This window comes from Tumebacillus amylolyticus (genome assembly GCF_016722965.1).
GTDB classification, from domain to species: Bacteria; Bacillota; Bacilli; order Tumebacillales; family Tumebacillaceae; genus Tumebacillus; species Tumebacillus amylolyticus.
In genome coordinates this window covers 204,072-223,188 of sequence record NZ_JAEQNB010000002.1, presented here as the reverse complement: position 1 = coordinate 223,188, position 19,117 = coordinate 204,072, and the positions used below count along the sequence as shown (strand labels likewise).

General features: G+C 55.4%; 16 protein-coding genes. 13 read left to right on the top strand and 3 right to left on the bottom strand.

Features of this window, described 5'->3' with window-relative positions; all coding sequences use genetic code 11:
- Positions 1-164 precede the first annotated feature (164 nt).
- From JJB07_RS07990 to JJB07_RS07975, 4 genes are all read left to right on the top strand, one after another.
- The gene (locus JJB07_RS07990; RefSeq protein WP_201633351.1) at positions 165-2,807 is read left to right on the top strand and encodes an immunoglobulin-like domain-containing protein; all 2,643 of its coding nucleotides are present in this window, start codon (positions 165-167) and stop codon (positions 2,805-2,807) included.
- Positions 2,808-2,920: 113 nt separating this feature from the next.
- Positions 2,921-4,207 (top strand): sensor domain-containing diguanylate cyclase, encoded by a 1,287-nt coding sequence (locus tag JJB07_RS07985; RefSeq protein WP_201633349.1) that lies wholly within the window; start codon positions 2,921-2,923, stop codon positions 4,205-4,207.
- Between the two features lie 130 nt (positions 4,208-4,337).
- A complete protein-coding gene (locus JJB07_RS07980; RefSeq protein ID WP_201633346.1) occupies positions 4,338-4,616 on the top strand; it encodes a hypothetical protein in 279 nt (92 codons plus the stop codon).
- Positions 4,617-4,710: 94 nt separating this feature from the next.
- The gene (locus tag JJB07_RS07975) at positions 4,711-5,160 is read left to right on the top strand and encodes a hypothetical protein (protein ID WP_201633344.1); all 450 of its coding nucleotides are present in this window, start codon (positions 4,711-4,713) and stop codon (positions 5,158-5,160) included.
- A 137-nt stretch (positions 5,161-5,297) separates the two neighbouring features.
- Here JJB07_RS07975 and JJB07_RS07970 read toward each other — a convergent pair whose 3' ends face one another.
- Positions 5,298-6,053 (bottom strand): tRNA threonylcarbamoyladenosine dehydratase, encoded by a 756-nt coding sequence (locus JJB07_RS07970; protein ID WP_201633341.1) that lies wholly within the window; start codon positions 6,051-6,053, stop codon positions 5,298-5,300.
- A gap of 155 nt (positions 6,054-6,208) precedes the next feature.
- On the opposite strand from JJB07_RS07970, the gene JJB07_RS07965 reads away from it, so the two are divergent.
- The 7 genes from JJB07_RS07965 (at position 6,209) to JJB07_RS07935 (ending at position 14,556) form a co-directional block, all read left to right on the top strand.
- Entirely contained in the window at positions 6,209-6,703 is a 495-nt protein-coding gene (locus tag JJB07_RS07965; protein WP_201633339.1) for a GAF domain-containing protein, read from the top strand.
- 226 nt (positions 6,704-6,929) lie between these two features.
- Positions 6,930-7,640, top strand: coding sequence for a CDP-alcohol phosphatidyltransferase family protein (locus JJB07_RS07960; RefSeq protein ID WP_201633336.1), 711 nt, complete (start codon positions 6,930-6,932; stop codon positions 7,638-7,640).
- A gap of 10 nt (positions 7,641-7,650) precedes the next feature.
- Positions 7,651-9,489, top strand: a complete 1,839-nt coding sequence (locus JJB07_RS07955) for an aminotransferase class V-fold PLP-dependent enzyme (protein ID WP_201633335.1) — start codon at positions 7,651-7,653, stop codon at positions 9,487-9,489.
- An 18-nt stretch (positions 9,490-9,507) separates the two neighbouring features.
- A complete protein-coding gene (locus tag JJB07_RS07950; RefSeq protein WP_201633332.1) occupies positions 9,508-10,230 on the top strand; it encodes a phosphocholine cytidylyltransferase family protein in 723 nt (240 codons plus the stop codon).
- A gap of 28 nt (positions 10,231-10,258) precedes the next feature.
- Positions 10,259-10,819, top strand: coding sequence for an RNA 2',3'-cyclic phosphodiesterase (gene thpR / locus JJB07_RS07945; protein ID WP_201633329.1), 561 nt, complete (start codon positions 10,259-10,261; stop codon positions 10,817-10,819).
- A 148-nt stretch (positions 10,820-10,967) separates the two neighbouring features.
- Positions 10,968-12,677: a methyl-accepting chemotaxis protein gene (locus JJB07_RS07940; protein ID WP_201633326.1), complete on the top strand. Its 1,710-nt coding sequence runs from the start codon at positions 10,968-10,970 to the stop codon at positions 12,675-12,677.
- 163 nt (positions 12,678-12,840) lie between these two features.
- Positions 12,841-14,556, top strand: coding sequence for a methyl-accepting chemotaxis protein (locus JJB07_RS07935; protein ID WP_201633324.1), 1,716 nt, complete (start codon positions 12,841-12,843; stop codon positions 14,554-14,556).
- 60 nt (positions 14,557-14,616) lie between these two features.
- Here JJB07_RS07935 and JJB07_RS07930 read toward each other — a convergent pair whose 3' ends face one another.
- Positions 14,617-15,570, bottom strand: a complete 954-nt coding sequence (locus JJB07_RS07930; RefSeq protein ID WP_201633321.1) for an MBL fold metallo-hydrolase — start codon at positions 15,568-15,570, stop codon at positions 14,617-14,619.
- A gap of 13 nt (positions 15,571-15,583) precedes the next feature.
- Positions 15,584-16,774 carry a putative lipid II flippase FtsW gene (gene ftsW / locus JJB07_RS07925; RefSeq protein WP_201633318.1) on the bottom strand — a complete coding sequence of 397 codons (1,191 nt, stop codon included), beginning with the start codon at positions 16,772-16,774 and terminating at the stop codon, positions 15,584-15,586.
- Positions 16,775-16,890: 116 nt separating this feature from the next.
- Between ftsW and JJB07_RS07920 the strand changes: the two genes are divergently transcribed.
- Both JJB07_RS07920 and JJB07_RS07915 read left to right on the top strand, forming a co-directional pair.
- Entirely contained in the window at positions 16,891-18,507 is a 1,617-nt protein-coding gene (locus JJB07_RS07920; protein WP_201633315.1) for an ATP-binding protein, read from the top strand.
- A 36-nt stretch (positions 18,508-18,543) separates the two neighbouring features.
- A complete protein-coding gene (locus JJB07_RS07915) occupies positions 18,544-18,930 on the top strand; it encodes a hypothetical protein (RefSeq protein ID WP_201633312.1) in 387 nt (128 codons plus the stop codon).
- Positions 18,931-19,117: the final 187 nt, after the last annotated feature.

Sequence of the window (19,117 nt, the reverse complement as noted above, 5' to 3'; positions counted from 1 at the left end):
CGCTTCGGTGGGCTGTTCTTTTTTTGTTGATTAAACTGTTGATGATTTATGGTTTTTTGTGGTAACATTAATCTGGGTTTTACAGGAATATTTGTATGTTTTTACAGTTGGGGAAGGGGAACGATCAAATGGGGAAAAAATCGCTTTACACAGGGGTTCGTAAAATGAAAAAATTCAAACTTTCCACAAGTCTCGCCGTCACGCTTGTCATGATGACGAGCTTGGTTCCGGTGACATCGTTTGCCGATACGACCGCCGCGCAAGCCACGCTGGCCGATCAAACAGATCCGTACGCTGCGGTGAACAACGCGACGACCGCCGCGCAGATGCTGAACGCTCTGGTCGCGATCCAGTACGATCTCAACATCGACGGGTTCACTTGGGTGGACAATGGATTCAAATCTAGAGTCGCAGGCTACGTGCTCGTAAACCGCAAGCAGCCGTTCACGTCCCTCGATGGAATTCGCCAAGCCGTTCAAGCGGGCGTCAATGAAATCAACGACCGCTCGCAAGACTATGCCAACGTCTATCCGGACTTCAAAGAAGGCGAAGGCCCGCAAAATGTCTCTTCCGACCTGAGCCTGCGCGCAACGACCGACCGCGGCGTTGCGATCACGTGGAGTTCCGACAATCCGTCGATCATCGACTCGACCGGGCATGTTGTCCGTCCGACGGCCGGCGATGCCAATGTCGTGCTGACTGGGACGCTGAGCTACGATTCGGAAACCCTCACCCGTTCGATCACGGTGACCGTTTTGCAAGCAGGCGCCGTGTACCTGTCGCCGTTGGAGCAAGCCAACCAAGCGCAGACTGTCGACGAACTGCGCAAAGCGGTTGAGAATCCGGACCTGAACGTCTACGTTTGGGAGTACGAATATCAAAGTGAAGATGTCAAACAAAAAGCGTTCGAGTATATGTTGGCGCATCGTCCGAGCAACGGGTGGGTGGATGCTTGGTCTGTCACCGTCGCTCTGGAAACCGCCATCGACAACGTCAAGCCGATCGCCATCGACGTGCAATTCAGTTGGGGCGACTCTGCAGACCATGTCACGCAAGACCTCTTCTTGGATACGATGACGGCCGACGGCTATGAAGTAAGCTGGACGACCGACCGCCCGGACATCATCGACGTCAACCGCTATCTGGGGCGCATCAACCGTCCGTTCTACCAAGACGGCAACGCGACCGTCACTCTGACCGCAACGACCGCCAGAGGAAGCAAAACCTTCGTCGTGACGGTTCTCGCGAAAGAGACCTCCGCGCTCCAAGACATCAACTCTGCCACCAATTCGTACATGCTGACCAACGCCCTCTTCAACAACGGCAACATCGGTCTCGATACGTCGGCCTACCTGGCTTTGCCGTACCCCCTGACGAACCAAGCAGGCGACTATCTGTACCAGAGCCGTCCGAGCACTGGATTTGCTTCCCTCGCCGATGTGCAGGTTGCTCTCAACGCAGCCGTGGCAAAAGTGCAAGGCCGTGACGTAGAACTCGCTTCTGTACAGCCGATTTATGCAACGGGTGATAAGGAAACGGCCATCACTCAAAATTTGACCCTGCCGACGACCACGTCCAAAGGTACTCCGATCAAATGGACCTCGACCAAACCGTCCATCATCGATCCGGCAACGGGCAAAGTAACCCGCCCGGCTTCGACAGACCGCGATGCGTTTGTGGTGCTCTCGGCCGTGCTTGACTTTGGCTCGAACCAGACGCTCTCCAAGTCGATTTTTGTCACCGTTCTCAAGCAAGACAGCAAGACCGTACAACTTCTGAACGCGATCAACTCCGCGTCGACGTCCTCCGATTTGCGCACCTTGGTCGTTGACCCGGCCCTCAACTTGACTCTGGCAAACTTCAACGGTTTGAGTCAACAGGAGCAAACGGATGCACTCGCGACGATGATCCAATACCGTCCGACCGCCGGGTTCCAAACGGTACAAGACGTGCAAGGAGCCCTCACGCAGAGCGTGAACTACATCGCCGCCATCAACTCGATCAACATTCAATTCGGCGAAGATTCGCAACATGTAACGAACTTGAGCGTAGATTCCTTCACATCTCGTGGAAACGGCTACGTTACCTGGACCTCTGACCATCCGGAAATCTTTGACGCGGTTCAACGCAGCTTGCACCGACCGTCCTACACGACCGGCCCGGTGACGATCCATCTGAAGGGAACGCTTGAATTTGGTTTCACCACCTACACCAAAACGTACGAACTCACCGTCGATCCGCTGCCGCCGACCGACCAAGAAGCGACGCAATTCGTCGCGAATCAATTGACCCTGCCGCAAGTGACGACCGAAAACCTGACGCTCCCGTCCGAAGGGCAATTCGGGACCACGATTACGTGGAGCACTTCAAACGCACAAGCGATCGAAGCAGACGGCACCGTCCACCGTGCGCATCCGACTGTCGGTGACCAAACGGCGACTCTGACGGCCCACGTCACGCGCAACGGCGTCACGCAAGACCATGCATTCGACGTAACGGTCAAAGCGTATGAGTACACCCCGCTCGACGAATCGTCGATCACCGTGGTCAACAACAAACATCCGCATGCCGAAGACAGCGTCACCGTTTCGAACACCCAAGCGGGTGATGAGATCAAAGTTTACGCCGAAGACGGCGTGACCTTGATTGCGCAAGCGACGGCTACAGACCCGACCACGACCCTCACGTTCGCAAACCTCGGCCACAAGCACACGACGATCTACGTCTCCAACACCCGTGCAGGCTACGTCGAGAACAAAGTGATGAAGTTCTTTCCGTCTGACAACATAAACCACCCGAATCTCTAAGAAAAAAGGAACTGTACGCCACAGCGCGTACAGTTCCTTTTTTTGTCATACAAGGACTTTGGCGATACATGTAGAATGAAGTCATTAAATATTGGTGTACATGGAGGGGTGTCATGTTCGGCCGATTCTTGAATCGACAACAGACGAAACTGGGCAGCCAGCTGAAGGCCAACATGATCGCGATTGGCATCGTGTTTGCTCTCTTCATGGTCGGATGCTTTTCCTATGAGGATTTGCAATTTGATGATTCCTACAGCGCAGTTCGTCAACTGAACCTCTTGGACCAGAATGTGGAGTCGCTCAAAGAAGCGATGATCGACCAAGAGACAGGGCAACGCGGATTTGCGTTGACGGGCGAGTCTTCTTTTTTAGAACCGTATGTCGTGGGGACACGGACTTTTGACCAGAAGTCGGAGGTGTTGAATCAGTCCCTGCGCGACTATCCGGACTTGCGCGAACCGATTCAGCGGATGATTGAAGCGGGCACCCTGTGGCACAATCTCTACGGCGAACCGGTTGTGCAAGCCAGACGCATGGGAGAAGACCTGTCGAGAGAGGATTTTCAAGCGGGCAAGGAAGCGTTCGACTCGTTTCGGGAAGCATCGCGTGACGCGATGATGCGTATCGAAACGGTGAAAACGCTCATCAACTCCCAGTTGGAGCGACAGGTCGATACGATTTGGATTGTGATCGCCGTCATCTCGGTGCTGATCGCACTGGTTGCTTTGTTCTGCGTCAACCATAAGTTCCGCAAAATCGTCCGACCGATTGTAGAATTGGAACGCGGCGTTCGCGAGTACGCCAACCGCAATTTTGATGTGCCGGTGCCAATCGCGGACGGAGTCAACGAACTGAGCGCACTGATCCAAGGCGTCGACCTCATGCGCCAAGAACTCAAGGAGCGCTTCCAGCAAACGCAACGTCTCGCCGACATCGACGGGTTGACCGGGGTGCCGAACCGCCGCTCGTATGATGCGAGGCTGGAGGACCTCGTGCAGCAAGCGAAGCAGGGGGGAGGAACGTTCGCCCTTGTTTTATTGGATATCGATAATTTTAAGGCGTTCAATGATAATTATGGCCATCTCGAAGGCGACGTCGTCCTGCGCCATGTCGCGCAGGTGCTCACAGACAACCTGTTGCCCTTGGACATGCTGGCCCGCTACGGCGGTGAGGAGTTTGCCATCTTGATCCCTCATTTGGAGAGGGCAAATTGCCTGGAACAGACGGAATACCTGCGCTCCGTGATCGAAAGAGAGTCGCTCGGATCGTACCGCATCACGGCGTCGTTTGGCGTGGCCGAGTACCGGGCGGGAGACTCCGCTCTCACCCTGTTTGAAAAAGCGGACCTCGCGCTCTATCGTGCCAAAGCAAACGGTCGCAACCGGGTTGAAATGGCATAAGGTGGCAGGACGGTCACAAATCTTTCACAGTATTCGAACTTCTATCAAAAATACGCAGAATCTATGAAACCATTTGCAAGTTCAATCGTCTAACTTAGTAACAAGTCTCGTGAGAAAGGTGTGAGTCCACATGTCTATGATTCTGTTTAACGGACTGATGATCGGTGTGTTCGTATTTGCAGCGTTGATGGTCTTGGTCAAGTTTGCTTTTTACAAACGACAGGAGGAGGGGATGCGGTCCACCTACTTCTGGGGAGGCGTTTTGTTTCTCTCGTTGGCGGTGACCGATATTACATCCACGTTGGCCTATCAGACGGAACTGCATGAAGTGCAGACGCTGTTGTTCCTCGCTTTTGCCGGTTTGACCCTGTTTCGCTCGAAGCGTATCAAAACACCCCGGGCTTATTGAGCCGGGGTTTTCTTTTTTACTATCTATTATTTTTGAAAATTATGACTTATAATAAAAGTATGCAGTGACCCAAACCCTATCGGAGGTGTCTCTCATGTCCCAAGACCAACAACAAGTGCTTCGCCACCCGATCTTCGGGCACACGCTTGCGAACTGCGAATTGCCGCACCACAAGTACGCGCTTTCGTTGAAGGGACCGCTCGTGCATGTCAAAGCGGTGGTCAAACGGGTTGAACCGGACAAGTTGGACGGTCACGTCGGACACATGCACTTCTTGATCGACCACATCGAAGTGGTCACGATCAAGGGCGCAGACAAATCCCTCGTGTTGCCGGAAGCGTTCTGCGCGGTGCGCTTTGGGGACAACCTCGGGCTCAAGCAGCGGATTGTCGGACTGGAAGAGGGACAACCGATTGAGATGCAAGGGGAGTACATCGACAAAAATCATGCCTACGCCACTCCGGACAACCCCGGCGACCCGGTGTTGCATTTCACGCACCATCCGGTCGGGTATGTGCTGTATCATGACAAACGATATGAATAATCAACCTGTGGATATTGTTGATAACGTCTGTGGATAATGTGGATAAAATCTGTGTATAAACGTAAAAGTCTGTTGATAAACGTAAAAAAGGAACGCTTGCCACGAGGCTGCGTTCCTTTTTTGCTTATGTGTTGCGTTTACTTGATGCCGACGAGGTCTGTGACGACGACGTAGGAGAGCGTGAGGCCGGCGACCGGCGGCACGAAGGCGATCGAAGCGGGCGGGTTCTTCGCTTTGCGCGGAGCTTCGCCCTCTTTGACCGCTTGCGGGACGATCTGGTCGGTGACGTCCTCGCGCGGTTTGCGCGGGTTTTCCAGAGAGCAGACGACTTTGACGCCCTTGTAGATGCCGTAGTCTTTCAACTTGCGGCGGATGATCTTGGCGATGGGGTCGATCTTGGTCTTGGAGATGTCCATGACGCGGAATTGCGTCGGGTCGATCTTGTTCGCGGCGCCCATCGAAGAGACGATCGGGATGCCGCGTTTGTGGCATTCGACGATAGCGAGGATCTTCGCCGAGATCGTGTCGATCGCATCGACCACGTAATCCGGTTCGTATGCAAAAATCGAGTCCTTCGACTCTTCCAGATAGAACATTTTGAGCGGAACCACGTCGATCTCCGGGTCGATCTGTTTGACGCGCTCCATCATGACGTCCACTTTGTCCAAGCCGACGGTGTGCGTCAGCGCGGGAATCTGGCGGTTGATGTTGGTGATGTCCACGTCGTCCTTGTCCACAAGCACCAGACGACCCACGCCGCAACGGGCGAGTGCTTCGACGGTGTACGACCCGACGCCGCCCATGCCGAGCACGACGACGGTACTGCCTTTCAACTTCTCCAGACCCTCCGGCCCGATGACCAATTCCGTACGAGAATACCGATGCAAAGCCATATTGGTTCGAAACCCCTTTAGCTGATAATATCTCTAGAATCTCCAAGAATCATAACATAATTCAATCCACCATTAAAGCGATCAAGTTTTTCGGATTGGCAAATTGTGATACAATGGGGGACAGTTTGAGATGATGGAGAGGAGTGGATTCATCCATGTTTGAAACGACGAAAATTTCAGGTGACAAAGTCGCCTTTTATCAAGAACTGAATTCGCAATTGGATCATCTGCTCGAAGGCGAGCCGGATTGGATCGCGAATCTGGCGAACGCAGCGAGTCTTTTGTACTTGCAATTGGAGACTATCAACTGGTCGGGCTTCTACCTCTATCGCGAGGAGCAACTGATCCTCGGCCCGTTCATGGGCAAACCGGCTTGTGTGCGCATCCCGCTTGGCAAGGGCGTCTGCGGCACGAGTGCTACCAACCGTGAGACCATCGTGGTGCCGGATGTGCATGCATTCCCCGGACACATCGCCTGCGACGCGGCCTCTCGTTCGGAAATCGTCGTCCCGATTCTCGACGGCGACCGCCTGATCGGGGTCCTCGACATCGACGCTCCGGTTGCCGAACGCTTCGACGACGAAGACCGCAAAGGTCTGGAGACGTTCGTTTCGATTTTGAACAAGCATGTGGACTGGAGCAAGTTTTAATATATTGCGTAGGAAATAAATAAGTCGATCCCTCGACGAGGGGGTCGGCTTATTTTTTTCGATATCGGCTCGGAAGAAATGGTTTTTTCGGTCGTGAGATGCCAAGCTTTTGTTGTTGTTTTTGCCCTCGTTTGGATGTATGCTTGAGTGTGGAATCTACTAAAAACAAGTCTTTTCTTGTAAAAAATCTGCAAGACTTTTGAAATAACAGGGGGATGGCATTCACATGAGTTTGCAGGACAGATACCGACAGATCGAGTCGGTCACGAAGTACAGCAACTACTACTTAGGAAAGTGTTACACCTGGCTGTCGATTCCGGTCACCGACGTCGCGGCCCGCATGGGCTTGCATCCCAATCACATGACGTTGATCTCGCTCGTTCTCGGCCTCGGGGCCTGCGGGTTCTTCTACCAAGGCTCCACCCTGGCGCTGATCCTCGGCGCGTTGATTCTCTACGTGTCCTATGTCCTCGACTGGTGCGACGGACAACTCGCCCGTTTCACCGGCAAGATGAGTCCGTTTGGCGGTTGGCTCGACCAGATGTGCGACCGAATCAAGGAGTTCGCTTTTGTCACGACGCTTGCTCTGGGCTACTCGCGCACGCACGGCGGCGATACGACCGTCTATCTGTGGGCGCTTGGAGCTTTGTTCTTCCTGTTCCTCTTGGAGTACTACGGTCAAATGAACCGTGCCATCCCGCAATCCCAGGCTGAACAACAAGCCGCAGCTTCTGCCGGTCCGGCACTCGGACGTCCGACCGCCGGTCGTCGCAAATTCGTCATCGACTTCTCCATTGACGAGCAATACGCGTTCGTCGTCCTCGCGGCTGCGATTCTCGGCGCGTACTGGACGCTGGTCGGCATCGTGGCGATCTCCGCTTTGTTTGCGATCTACAAACCGCTGAAAGCATGGAAACATTATTTTTCAATGAAATGAGGTCTCGGGCATGAAAGCAGTCATCTTGGCCGCCGGCGACGGCGAACGTCTCGCCCCGATTACACAAACTCTCCCGAAGGCACTCTTGCCGATCGGTTCTGAAACGATTCTCTCCCGCCAGATTCGTCAATTGGCCCATGTCGGCGTCACGGAAGTTACCGTGGTCATCGGCTATGAAGGCCAAGCGATCCGCGACCATCTCGCGGCATCCAACCCGCGAGTTCTCGTGAACATCGTGGAAAACGCTTCGTACAAAACCACATCGACCGCCTACTCGACATGGCTTGCGTCCAAGTTTGTGCAGAACGACTCGTTCTTCCTGCTCGACGGCGACGTGGTGGCCGAGGACGCCGTGTTCGACGCCTTGATCGGTTTGACCGAGAATACGTTGCTGTTCGAAGCGAAGTCGATCTCCTCTCCCGAAGAGATGAAAGTCACCGAAGAGAACGGTGAGATCTTCCTCAGCAAAACGATTCCTTCCGACCGCTCCCGTGGCGAGTTCATCGGCGTTGCGTATGTGACGGCGGATGCGAATGCGCCGTTTTTTGCAGCGCTTGAGCTTCACAAGGACGGCTATTATGAGGAAGCTTTCAATGACCTCGCTGCTTCGCACGGTTTCACGTTGCAGGCGGTCGAGGAGAACACGTGGATTGAAATCGACTTCGTAACCGACTACCTGCAAGCCGTTCGCTTGTTTACGGAAAAGCGTGAAGAAGTTCCCGCTCCGCAAGTCTCCGAGCAAGTCCTGCTCTGCCCGGGCCCGGTCATGGTCTCGAAAAAAGTAAAATCGGCTCTCCTGCACGCCGACATCGGGCACCGCGAGACGGAGTTCATCGAGATCTTGACCCGCTGCCGTGCCAAACTGAACAAAGTCTACGGCGCGACCCACGACTACACCAACGTCATCCTCACCGGTTCCGGCACCGCCGCGAACGAAGCGTTGCTGTCCTCCTACGGGCCGGGCAAGAAACTGCTGATTCTCTCCAACGGGGAGTTCGGCAACCGCTTGATCGACCTCGCCCGTTGTCATGATCTGAACTTCACCGCTTTGGAATTCGGTTGGACCCACCCGATGAATCTCGAAAAAATCGAAGAGACCGTCGCAAACGGCTCCTTCGATGCGCTGATGATGGTGCACCACGAAACGTCCACGGGGATGCTCAACCCGATCAACGAAATCGGAGCTCTGCTCAAACCGTACAACGTCGATTTCCTCGTCGACGCCGTTTCGTCCATCGGAGCCGAAGCGCTGAACGTGGAAAAAGCAAACATCACCTTCTGCACCGCGTCTGCCAACAAAGCCCTCGCCTCGCTTCCGGGCCTCGCGTTCGTCTGTGGCAAGCGCAACGCGTTCCAAGCCCTCAAAGGCCAGCAAGCACACACCCGCTATCTCGATCTCTACCGCCATTACGAGTTCGAGGATTTGCACTACCAGACCCCGAACACCCCGGCGGTTTCGCTGTTCTACGCGTTGGAAACGGCGCTGGACGAACTGCTCCAAGATACGCTGGAAAAGCGCATGCAGCACTATGGCTACTTGACGAGCTTGATTCGCAACCGTTTGAAGAAACTCGGCATGTCGTTCCCGATCGAAGAATCCCAGATGTCCCGCGTCCTGACCACGGTCTACTACCCGGACGGCATCGATGTCGAAGCGTTCCACGAGTGGGTCAAGCAACACAACTACGTCATCTACCGCGGCAAAGGCCCGCTGCTCGGTCGTGCGTTCCAAATCGCCAACATCGGACATGTTCGCGAAGAGCATGTACTGGCGTTCCTCGACCTGATGGAGCGCGGATTCCAGATCAAGCAGGAGGACGCAGCCGTCGAAGTGGCCGCGACCCGTTAATTAGGAGTGAAGACAATCATGAAACTGGTAATCTTAGTGGCGGGCGTCGGTTCTCGCCTGCGTCCGTTGACCGATTCAAAGCCGAAGTGCTTGGTTGAAGTCGGGGGCAAGTCGATTTTGCAACGCTTTTTAGAAGGAGCCGAGGAAACTCGCGCTTTTTCCGAAGTGGTTCTGATCACGGGCTATCTGCAGGATCAAATCGCCGCTTTCGTAGAGGAATGGCAAAAAACGCACGGCACGCCGGTGCGTCTCGTTCACAACGAGCGCTATGACGAGACCAACAACGGCTACACGTTGCTCTGCGCGCAGGAGTTCCTGACGGACGGTTTCGTGCTCACCGACGGCGACCTGTTGCTCGACAACGAGATTCTCTCCCGCGTCGCAGCTCATCCGGCGAGCCACTTGGCGGTGGACATGCAAATGAAACTGGACGAAGAAGCGATGAAATTCGTCCTCGATGAGAACGGCCATGTGACGGAACTGAGCAAGGAGATCACCGTCGAGCGCGGCTTGGGCGAATCGATCGGCCTCTGCAAGATGAACGCCGAGGACGTGCCGGGCATCATCCGCCACCTCGCGCAACTGGTTGAACAGGGCGAACTCAACGAATACTACGAGCGTGCGTTCCAAGAACTGATCCGTGAAGGGTGGAAGCTCGGCGTCGTCGATGTCGGCGACCTGCGTTGGGTTGAAGTAGACGATCACAACGACTTGGAACGGGCACAGAAGTTTTTCGCGTAAGAAACTCTCTGCAAGGGAGGAGACGTGAATGGCAGGACGTTACTTTCTCGGGGTGGAGGTTCCGGCGTCCGTATGCGGCCCGGAACTGATCGAGTTGCAAAAAAGGCTGGAACCGCATCTCGATCTCAAACGTTGGTACCGGCCGGAACAGATGCATCTCACCGTGCAGTTCATGGGCAACCTCGACGAGGTACAGGTGGCGACGCTGATTGACTTGGTCGAACCTGCCGTTCGGGCGCATCAAGCGTTCGAATTGGAACTTGGCAACGTCGGTTGGTTTCCGCGTGCCAAAGTGGTCTGGTGCGGCATCGGGCGTGACATGTCGGCGTTGCAACGTCTCCAACACAGCGTCGTGACGGCGCTCTCGGCGGAATTTGACGTAGAAGCGCACAACCACGGCGAGTACCGTCCGCACATTACGCTCGGGCGGTTGTACAGCGCCGACCTCAAGTTTCGTCCGGAGTCGGTGGGGGCGCCCCCATCGGGATTGAGCTGGGTCGTGGACGGCGTGCATCTGTATGAGTCGGTCTCCTCGGGACCTACGGGTCCTGACTATCCGATTCGACACACGTTTTCTCTGCAGAAGTAGGAAAAAGCAGGCGGGCACAAGCCCTGCCTGCTTTTTTTTATAAAGCGGTGAAAGGAGGTTTCTTTGAAGCAATTGTCGAACGGGAAAGGATAGGAGATAAAAGTATATAAAGTATTATTAAGCAATTGAGGGAGGGTGTTTTGTTCTTATGAAAAAGAGAATTCGGGTTCCGTTGCGTCTTCGCACAGGGTTAACGAACAGCATCGTTGTCTTTTTCCTCATCTTCATCTGTGTAACTTGTTACCAGATTTTCGGGGAGTTGGAACAACAATCGAACACGATTGTGACGGACGCCATTCCGACCGGAACGGCGGCACACAATCTGCTGACCGACCTCGTGAATATGGAGACCGGCGTTCGAGGCTACGTGATCACCGGCAAGGACGAATACCTCGATCCGTATAGAGCAGGTCAAGACCAGTTGCAGAAGGACTTGGAGACGATCCGCACGCATGAAGGTGACCATCCGATCATGAAGGACCTCGTCGAGAGCCAAGCACTCCCGCACATTCAGAAGCTGCAAACCTACTTTGCGGGTCAAATTCAACTCGTCAAAGCGGGCAAAGTAGAGGACGCACGCACGCATATCAACGACGGCAAAGCGGCGATGGACAGTTTCCGCACCCTGTACACGCAGATCAATGCAGACATCGACAAATTGACGGCAGATTCGTGGAACGACAGCAAAGGCGCGACAAAGTCGGCGAGGATGTGGATTTTGACCGCTGGCCCGCTGGCGATCGCATTTGCGCTGATCCTCACCTTCGTGCTCATTCGCACGATTCTCACCCCGATTCGAGACGTCAACGCGCAATTGGCAGAGATCGCATCGGGTGACGGGGACCTCACGAAGCACATCTCGATCAAAAACAACGACGAGATCGGGGACCTCGCCGCTTCGTTTAACGGCATGGTCGACAACTTGCGAGGACTGGTCGCGCAGATCAGCGAAAGTGCCGAGCAGGTGGCGTCCTCCGCAGAAGAGTTGAACGCTTCTGCAGATTTGACCAAGCAAGCGACCGAGCAAATCTCCGGCACGATTCTCGAAATTGCCGAAGGGGCGGACCACCAAGTGCGCAGCGTCGGGGATTGCGCGCAAGAGATGGACCAGATGTCGTCGGGGGCGCAACAGATCGCGTCGAGTGCGAACCATGTTTCGCAGATGGCGAACCAGACTTCGGAAATTGCCACCGTCGGCAATCGGGCGATTCGGTCGGCGATTGACCAGATGAACTCCATTCATTCGACGATTGAAGACCTCTCCGGCGTCGTTCAGAAACTCGGTCAGCGTTCGGAGCAGATCGGCAATATTATTGAAGTGATCACCGCGATCTCCGCACAGACCAACCTCCTCGCACTCAACGCCGCCATTGAAGCGGCACGGGCCGGGGAGCAAGGACGCGGTTTTGCGGTCGTCGCCGATGAAGTTCGCAAACTCGCCGAACAGTCCAGCGCGTCGGCGCAAGAGATCGGGGAACTGATCCGTGCGATTCAAGAGGAGACGGGACTTGCGATGACCTCGATGGAAAAAGGCACGCAGGAAGTCACGGTGGGGATCAACGTGGTGAACACGGCGGGGGCCTCGTTTGAGCAAATCTTCGAAGCGGTCAACGATGTGGCGTCCCAGATTCGCGAAGTTTCTGCGGCGTCGCAACAGATGTCGGCAGGGACCTCGCAAGTGGTGCAGCAATTCGAGATGATTTCGCAAGTGGCAGAGGGCGCTGCGTCCGGCACGCAGAATGCCTCCGCCGTCGCGCAAGAGCAGTTGGCGTCGATGCAAGAAATTGCGAGTTCGGCGTCCAGTCTGGCCCATCTCGCCGACGAATTGCAAGAGTTGGTCGGAAAGTTCAAATACTAGAACAGGAGAACCGTGTGCCGGAGGGCGCATGGTTCTTTTTTTTAAACCTTCTCATTTACGAACGGCTCAAAACATCGTATTTAATTAAAAAGGTTTCAAGTTAACCCATGTCGAAGGAGATTTAGAAATTTTGGGCCTGAAACTTTGGGGGGTACTTGGGGATATGAACATCAAGAAAAAACGGCGTTACTCCTTGCGCGTGCGCATGGTGATTTGGAACGGCATTGTCGTGGTGTTGCTGCTCTTGATCGGGTGGAGGTGTTACCAGCACTTCACGAGTCTGGAACATCTGGAAGGAACGGTCGTGGAGCAGTTGCAGCCAAAGTCCAAGGCGGCCGAGGGGTTGGTCGTCGATCTCGCCGCGATGCAGAACTCGGTGCGCGGGTATCTGCTGTCCGGTCGAGAGGATGCGTTGGCAGGTTATGAAGCGGCCGTCGGCAAGTTGCACCAAGACATGGAGGTCGTGCGCTCCGGGGAGTTGGGTCATGAGGGGATCCAACAACTGGTGGAGTCGAACCTCCTCCCGAAAGTCACAGCTCTGCAAAGCAAGTTGGACGCTGAGGTTCAACAAGCCCGCGGCGGGCATCTCGACGCGGCGCGTGCTGACAGTTTGACGGTCGATGCGGACGTGGAGAGCCTTCGCACGGAGAGCAACAAGTTGCTCGCGGAGTTCGCCAAGATCAACGCTGCGACGTGGGCGGACGGGCAACAAGCGATTGCCGATGCGAAGGGGTGGATTTTCTACGGAGGGGCAAGTGCGGTACTTTCGGCGGTGCTGGCGATCTTCGTGTTCATTCGCACGGTGCTGGGCCCGTTGCGCGAGATCAACTTGCAGTTGGTGGAGATCGCCGAGGGCGATGCCGACTTGACGCGCAAGTTGAACGTCAACCACAACGACGAAATCGGCGATCTCGCCGGCTCTTATAACAAAATGACGGAAAAACTTCGCGGCCTCATCTCCCAGATTCGGGTCAGCGCCGATCAAGTGTCGGTCTCGTCGGAGGCGTTGACGACGACCGCATCGGTGACGACGGCGGCGACCGAGCAAATTTCGTCGACGATCCAAGAGATTGCCGATGGCGCGGAACACCAAGTCGAGAGCGTGGGGGCGTGTGCCCAAGAGATGGAGCTCATGTCGATCTCTTCGAAGCAGATTGCCCGCAACGCAGGCCGTGTCTCGGAGATGGCGCAACACACGTCGGAGATTGCGCGGGCGGGCAATGAGTCGATCCGTTCGGCGATTGACCAGATGACATCGATCCACACGACGATTGAAGGGCTGTCCGGTGTCGTGCAGAAACTGGGCGAGCGCTCCGAACAGATTGGCAACATCCTCGGGGCGATCACGGCGATTTCAGCGCAGACGAATCTGTTGGCGTTGAATGCTGCGATTGAAGCGGCACGCGCCGGCGAGCAAGGACGCGGATTCGCGGTCGTAGCAGATGAAGTGCGCAAATTGGCGGAGCAATCAAGTCGGTCGGCGCAGGAGATCTCCGGTTTGATTCAGGCCATTCAAGAGGAGACGACGCTGGCGATCTCTTCGATGGAGTTGGGAACGGAGGAAGTCACCGTCGGGATCGGCGTGGTGAACGAAGCGGGGGAGAAATTTCAGCAGATCTTGGAAGCGGTCACGCAAGTTGCCGAACGCATCCAAACGGTCTCCACCGCCTCCGACCAAATGTCGGACGGCACCACGCATGTCGTTCAGCAATTCGGACGCATCTCCCAAGTCTCGACCAGCGCCGCCGCAGGGACGCACAACGTCTCCGCCGTCGCCCAAGAACAACTCGCTTCTATGAAAGAAATCGCAGGTTCCGCCTCCTCGCTCTCCTCGCTCGCCGAGGAGTTGACGATGTTGGTCGACAAGTTCAAGTTCTGATCCACGAAAAAAAAAACACCCTGACGCGTCGGCGTACAGGGTGTTTTTTTTTCGCAATCCTTATTGATTCTGCTTGGCGTGTTCCTTCTCCAGCACGAACAGCATGCCTTGCGCGTTCAAGCGAATGTCGAGTTCGATCCCGCTGAGATCGTGGACGTGGTGCCCGTGCTCGGCAAGATCTGCGCGGATGTACTCGCGAATTCGTTCCGCCAAGTCTTCCCACGGAAGGCCCGGTCGGAACATCTCGCGGGAGAAAGCGTCGTAGTCGGCGACCGTCTTGAGCGTTCGTTCAAACGCATACGTTGCCGGTTCCGTCACACCGAAATGCGTGTGGTAGATTCGTTTCGCATGAAGCTTCTGCAAACGCTCGACCGTCTGGAACACCGCGTCACGATCAAACTCCGACGGCGACGTGGACGGGAACAAGCAAGCGAAATCCCAGCCCGTCAACTCCGGCACATAGCGGATGCTCACCGTGTCGCCGGTGAAGATCCCCTCTGAGCCGCTGTCGTGAATGGAGCAATGATGTCTCGCGTGGCCCGGCGTGTCATAGAACGTCAACGTCCGTCCGCCGAGATCAAGCGTCTCGCCGTCCGCAAGTGCCAGAACTCGTTCCTCCGGCACCGGCAAGATCGTGCCGAAGATGCGCTCCAAGTCTTCTCCATACACGGCACTCGCACCGGCGATCAACCGCGTCGGGTCGATCAGATGGCGTGCCGCACGCGGGTGGCAGACCACCGTCGCGTTCGGAAACTGCGGCAAGATGTAGCCCACACCGCCGGAGTGGTCGAGGTGGATGTGCGTCACGATCACATAGTCGATGTCGGTCGGTTGCAACCCCATCGCCGCGATGTTGTCGAGAATCGTCTGGGCTGCGTGGGAAGAACCGACTTCGATCAGCGCGGTTTTGCTCTCTCCGCGCACGATGTACGCGCCGGTGCGGCCTTTTTCACCCGATTCTTGCAGGTCGATCAGGCTGACACCAAAACCCAAGTCTTGCGGAGTGTTCGTCATAGAAGTCACCTCATTATGCGTCAAAACGCGAACTGGTCATATCGATCGAGGCTCCGTGCTTGATGCGCGGAGCACTGGCGGGCAACAAGGAATTGTCCACTTCCTCAGGTCGTGCCGTGTAGCGCGAGATGTTCAACAGGATGCCCATCATAAACAGCTTTAAGAGCAACGACGTCCCGCCGTACGAGATGAACGGAAGCGGGACCCCGATGACCGGCAGCAGTCCGGTAACCGAACCGATGTTGAAAAAAACAGCCATCGCAATGACGGACGTGATCCCGATTGCCACCAACTGGGCGAATTTGTCCTGCACCGTCAGCGCGATGTGAATGCCGCGCCAGATGACGACGCCGTAGAGCACGATCAGGAACAGTCCGCCGAACAAGCCCCACTCCTCCGAGAAAATCGCGAAGATAAAGTCGGTATGAGCTTCCGGCAAGTACGAGAACTTCTCAATCGAGTGTCCCAAGCCGCGTCCCATCCAACCCCCGGTCGAGATGGCAAACAGAGACTGCACGATCTGGTAGCCGTCACCGTCCATATGCTTGAACGGGTCCATGTACGACCAGATTCGTTCCCCGCGATAGCCCATCAGCGCCAGCGGCACCGAGGTCACGACGGCGAGCAAGGCGGTGTTGCGCAAGTGCTTCCAAGGCACGCCCGCGACGAACATGATCAGGAACGGACCTCCTGCAAACGTGATCGCCGTGTCCATGTCCGGCTCTGCGATGATCAGGACGAAACCGACCACCACGAGGATAATCGACGGCCAAAAAGAGGCTTTCGGGTCGGCGACCCGGTCGCCTTTTTTCGTGAGCAGGTAGGCGAGGTAGAGGTTGATCGTGATCATCGCAATCTCCGTCGGTTGGAACGAGAACGGCCCGAGGCCGATCCAACGGTTCGCTCCGTTGACGTTCGTGCCGACTCCCGGAATCAAGACCAGAAGCAGCAGGAGATAGGTGACCAAAAGCATGGGACGCGACAACTTGTACCACAACTTGTACGGCGTGTTCATCGCAAACAACATCCCGAACAGCCCCATGACAAAAAACATGAGTTGGCGCAGAAAATAATAGTCAGGCGTGTCTTGCGTCTTGTACGCATAGATCGCACTGGCACTATAGACGGCCACCAACCCGATTAACGACAACAGGATTACGACGAGGAACAGTACGAAGTCAGGGCGGTGTTTTGTTACTTTCATGCATGGCCTCCAGATTGTTCATGTCTTACCAGTACTTCGACATCCGAACCGACAACCCTTTTGAAATCTGCTATAATAACGGAAGTTCGAAATGAGCAGAAAGGGACCTACACGCGATGAATGATCTAAAATTGAACCCGTCGCCCGAGTTTGCGGAAGCGTGGGCTCGTTCCCGTTCGTATGGGATCGATCCGAACGCATTTCCCTCCGTTCTACCCGTCCCGGCTTCTGACTTGCAACAGCGCATCTTTGCGAACCGACTTTTGCTGGAATCGGCGCTTCCTTATATTGATCACCTCTACCGTACCGTGGAAAGCGAGTGCATCGTCGCCGTTTGTGACGTTGACTCCGTTCTGCTTGCCACGCGCGGAGAACGCTTGCCTGATGAAATTTTGAAGCAGCATACAACGCCCGGCATGTGCTGGTCGGAGCCCATTTTCGGAGCCAATGCCCTGGGCACGGCGATCGCCGAAAATCGTTCGGTCCACATCGTCGGCACCGATCATTATCTGACCGACTTGCACGGGATGTCTTGCGCGGCGTCTCCGCTCCATGACGAGCATGGAACTGTCATCGGAGCGCTCGCGATTGCCGCGTACAAGACGGAGCACAGCCCGTATATGCTGGGAACCGTCCTCTCGATCACGCATGCCATCGAGAAAGCGATGATTTTGAAATCGCAACATTACCGTACGTTGCTTTTGCAAGAGAAAATCACCGAAACGTCCAACCATCTCATCTTGATCACAGACGCGAAGGGCAACATCGTACACCGCAACCAGGCGGCCGAGCTTATGATGCCGGTCGCAGGAGCTCCACGGCTGCAAGACCTTTTTTCCGAAAAAAGCGCTCCGGTGGTCGCGTTGCTGGAACAGTGCGACCTGACCGACTTTCATGAAAAACTCCTCCACCCGGTGACGGGGGCGGAGTGTCATCTGTTTTGGGATGCCCGCTGGGTCATCGACCCGATGGTGCAGCAGACGACGTTGTTGCTGGTCGGACGTGACATGACCCGCTATGTCCGCATGGAGCATAACTTGCGCCAATCGGAGCGCTTGTCCACGATGGGCATGTTCGCCGCCCAGATTGCACACGAAATTCGCAATCCGGTCGCCGTGATCAAATTGGCGATGCAATTGATGCTGGGGCAGGAAGATTTTTCCGAAAAGTCGGAGAAAAAAGGGCAGATGATCTTACGGGAAATCTCCCGCATCGAAGGTCTCGTCAACCACTTCCTCGACATCTCGCGCCCGCAGAATCCCGATTTCAAGGAGTGCGACATCATCGAACTCTTGAGAAGTACGTGCAATCTCATGCAAGGTGTGTTCCGAGAAGCGAACTTGCGGCTGGTGGAGAACTATGAGGAAGTCGGCCTCCTTCGTGCCGATTGCGATCAATTGCATCAAGTCATCCTGAACTTGTTCAGAAACGCCATCGACGCAACGCCTGCAGGCGGCGAGATCGAGTTGACGGTCAAGCGCCCGGAGGAGGAGCCTGACTTTGTCGTGATCGAAGTTCGGGACACGGGTCAAGGGATTCCGGAGGACCGTTTGCAAGACATTTTCGAGCCGTTTTACACGACGAAAAGCAAGGGCACCGGACTCGGTCTGCACAACTCCAAAGCGATCATTGAGGCGCACGGAGGAGACATGGAGATTGAGAGCGAGATTGGGCGGGGCACGCGCATTTCGATTTGGTTGCCCATGTGTCCCGAGGAAGCTATACTAGACTAGAATCGTAGTTTGATTGATTGGAAGGGGATTCCGCACATGAGCGAAACTTTCGATATCAAAGCGCTGTTGAAGCGCACCAAATTGAATCCGGTACAAAAAATGGGCTTGACCTCCCGTTTCAAAGAACGTGCATTCCCGGCTCCGGCCGAGTCTGACAATGTCTACGAAGTGGCGTTCGGTCAGAACATCATCTACATCCGTGCAGCTGAGGGCGGCCTCGTGCCGGATGAGATGGACACCGTGGCGGACGTGCTGCAACGCGCGCGCAAAAACGAGCAGAAAGCCATGCTCGACATGCTCGTCGTGATCCAAGTCTTCCCGCTTGCGCCGGATACCGTGGCCACCCTCATCGAGGAGTGGAAGGAAAACGGCGTGGAATCCAAGTTGGTCGGCGGCCCGGCATTGGCTGCGGCAACAGAGTAATGCTTGGGGCACGCTTCTGGACATAGTAAAAGCATGCAGTGATGCATGCTTTTTCTTGCGTACACGACATAGATTGTCCAGGAGGGTCCCGAGATGCGTAAATTCATGTGGATGATGTTGTTGTCTGTCTCATCTGTGCTGGCGATCTATCTTGCGGGAGAATGGTTCAATACTCTCTTGCCGGACT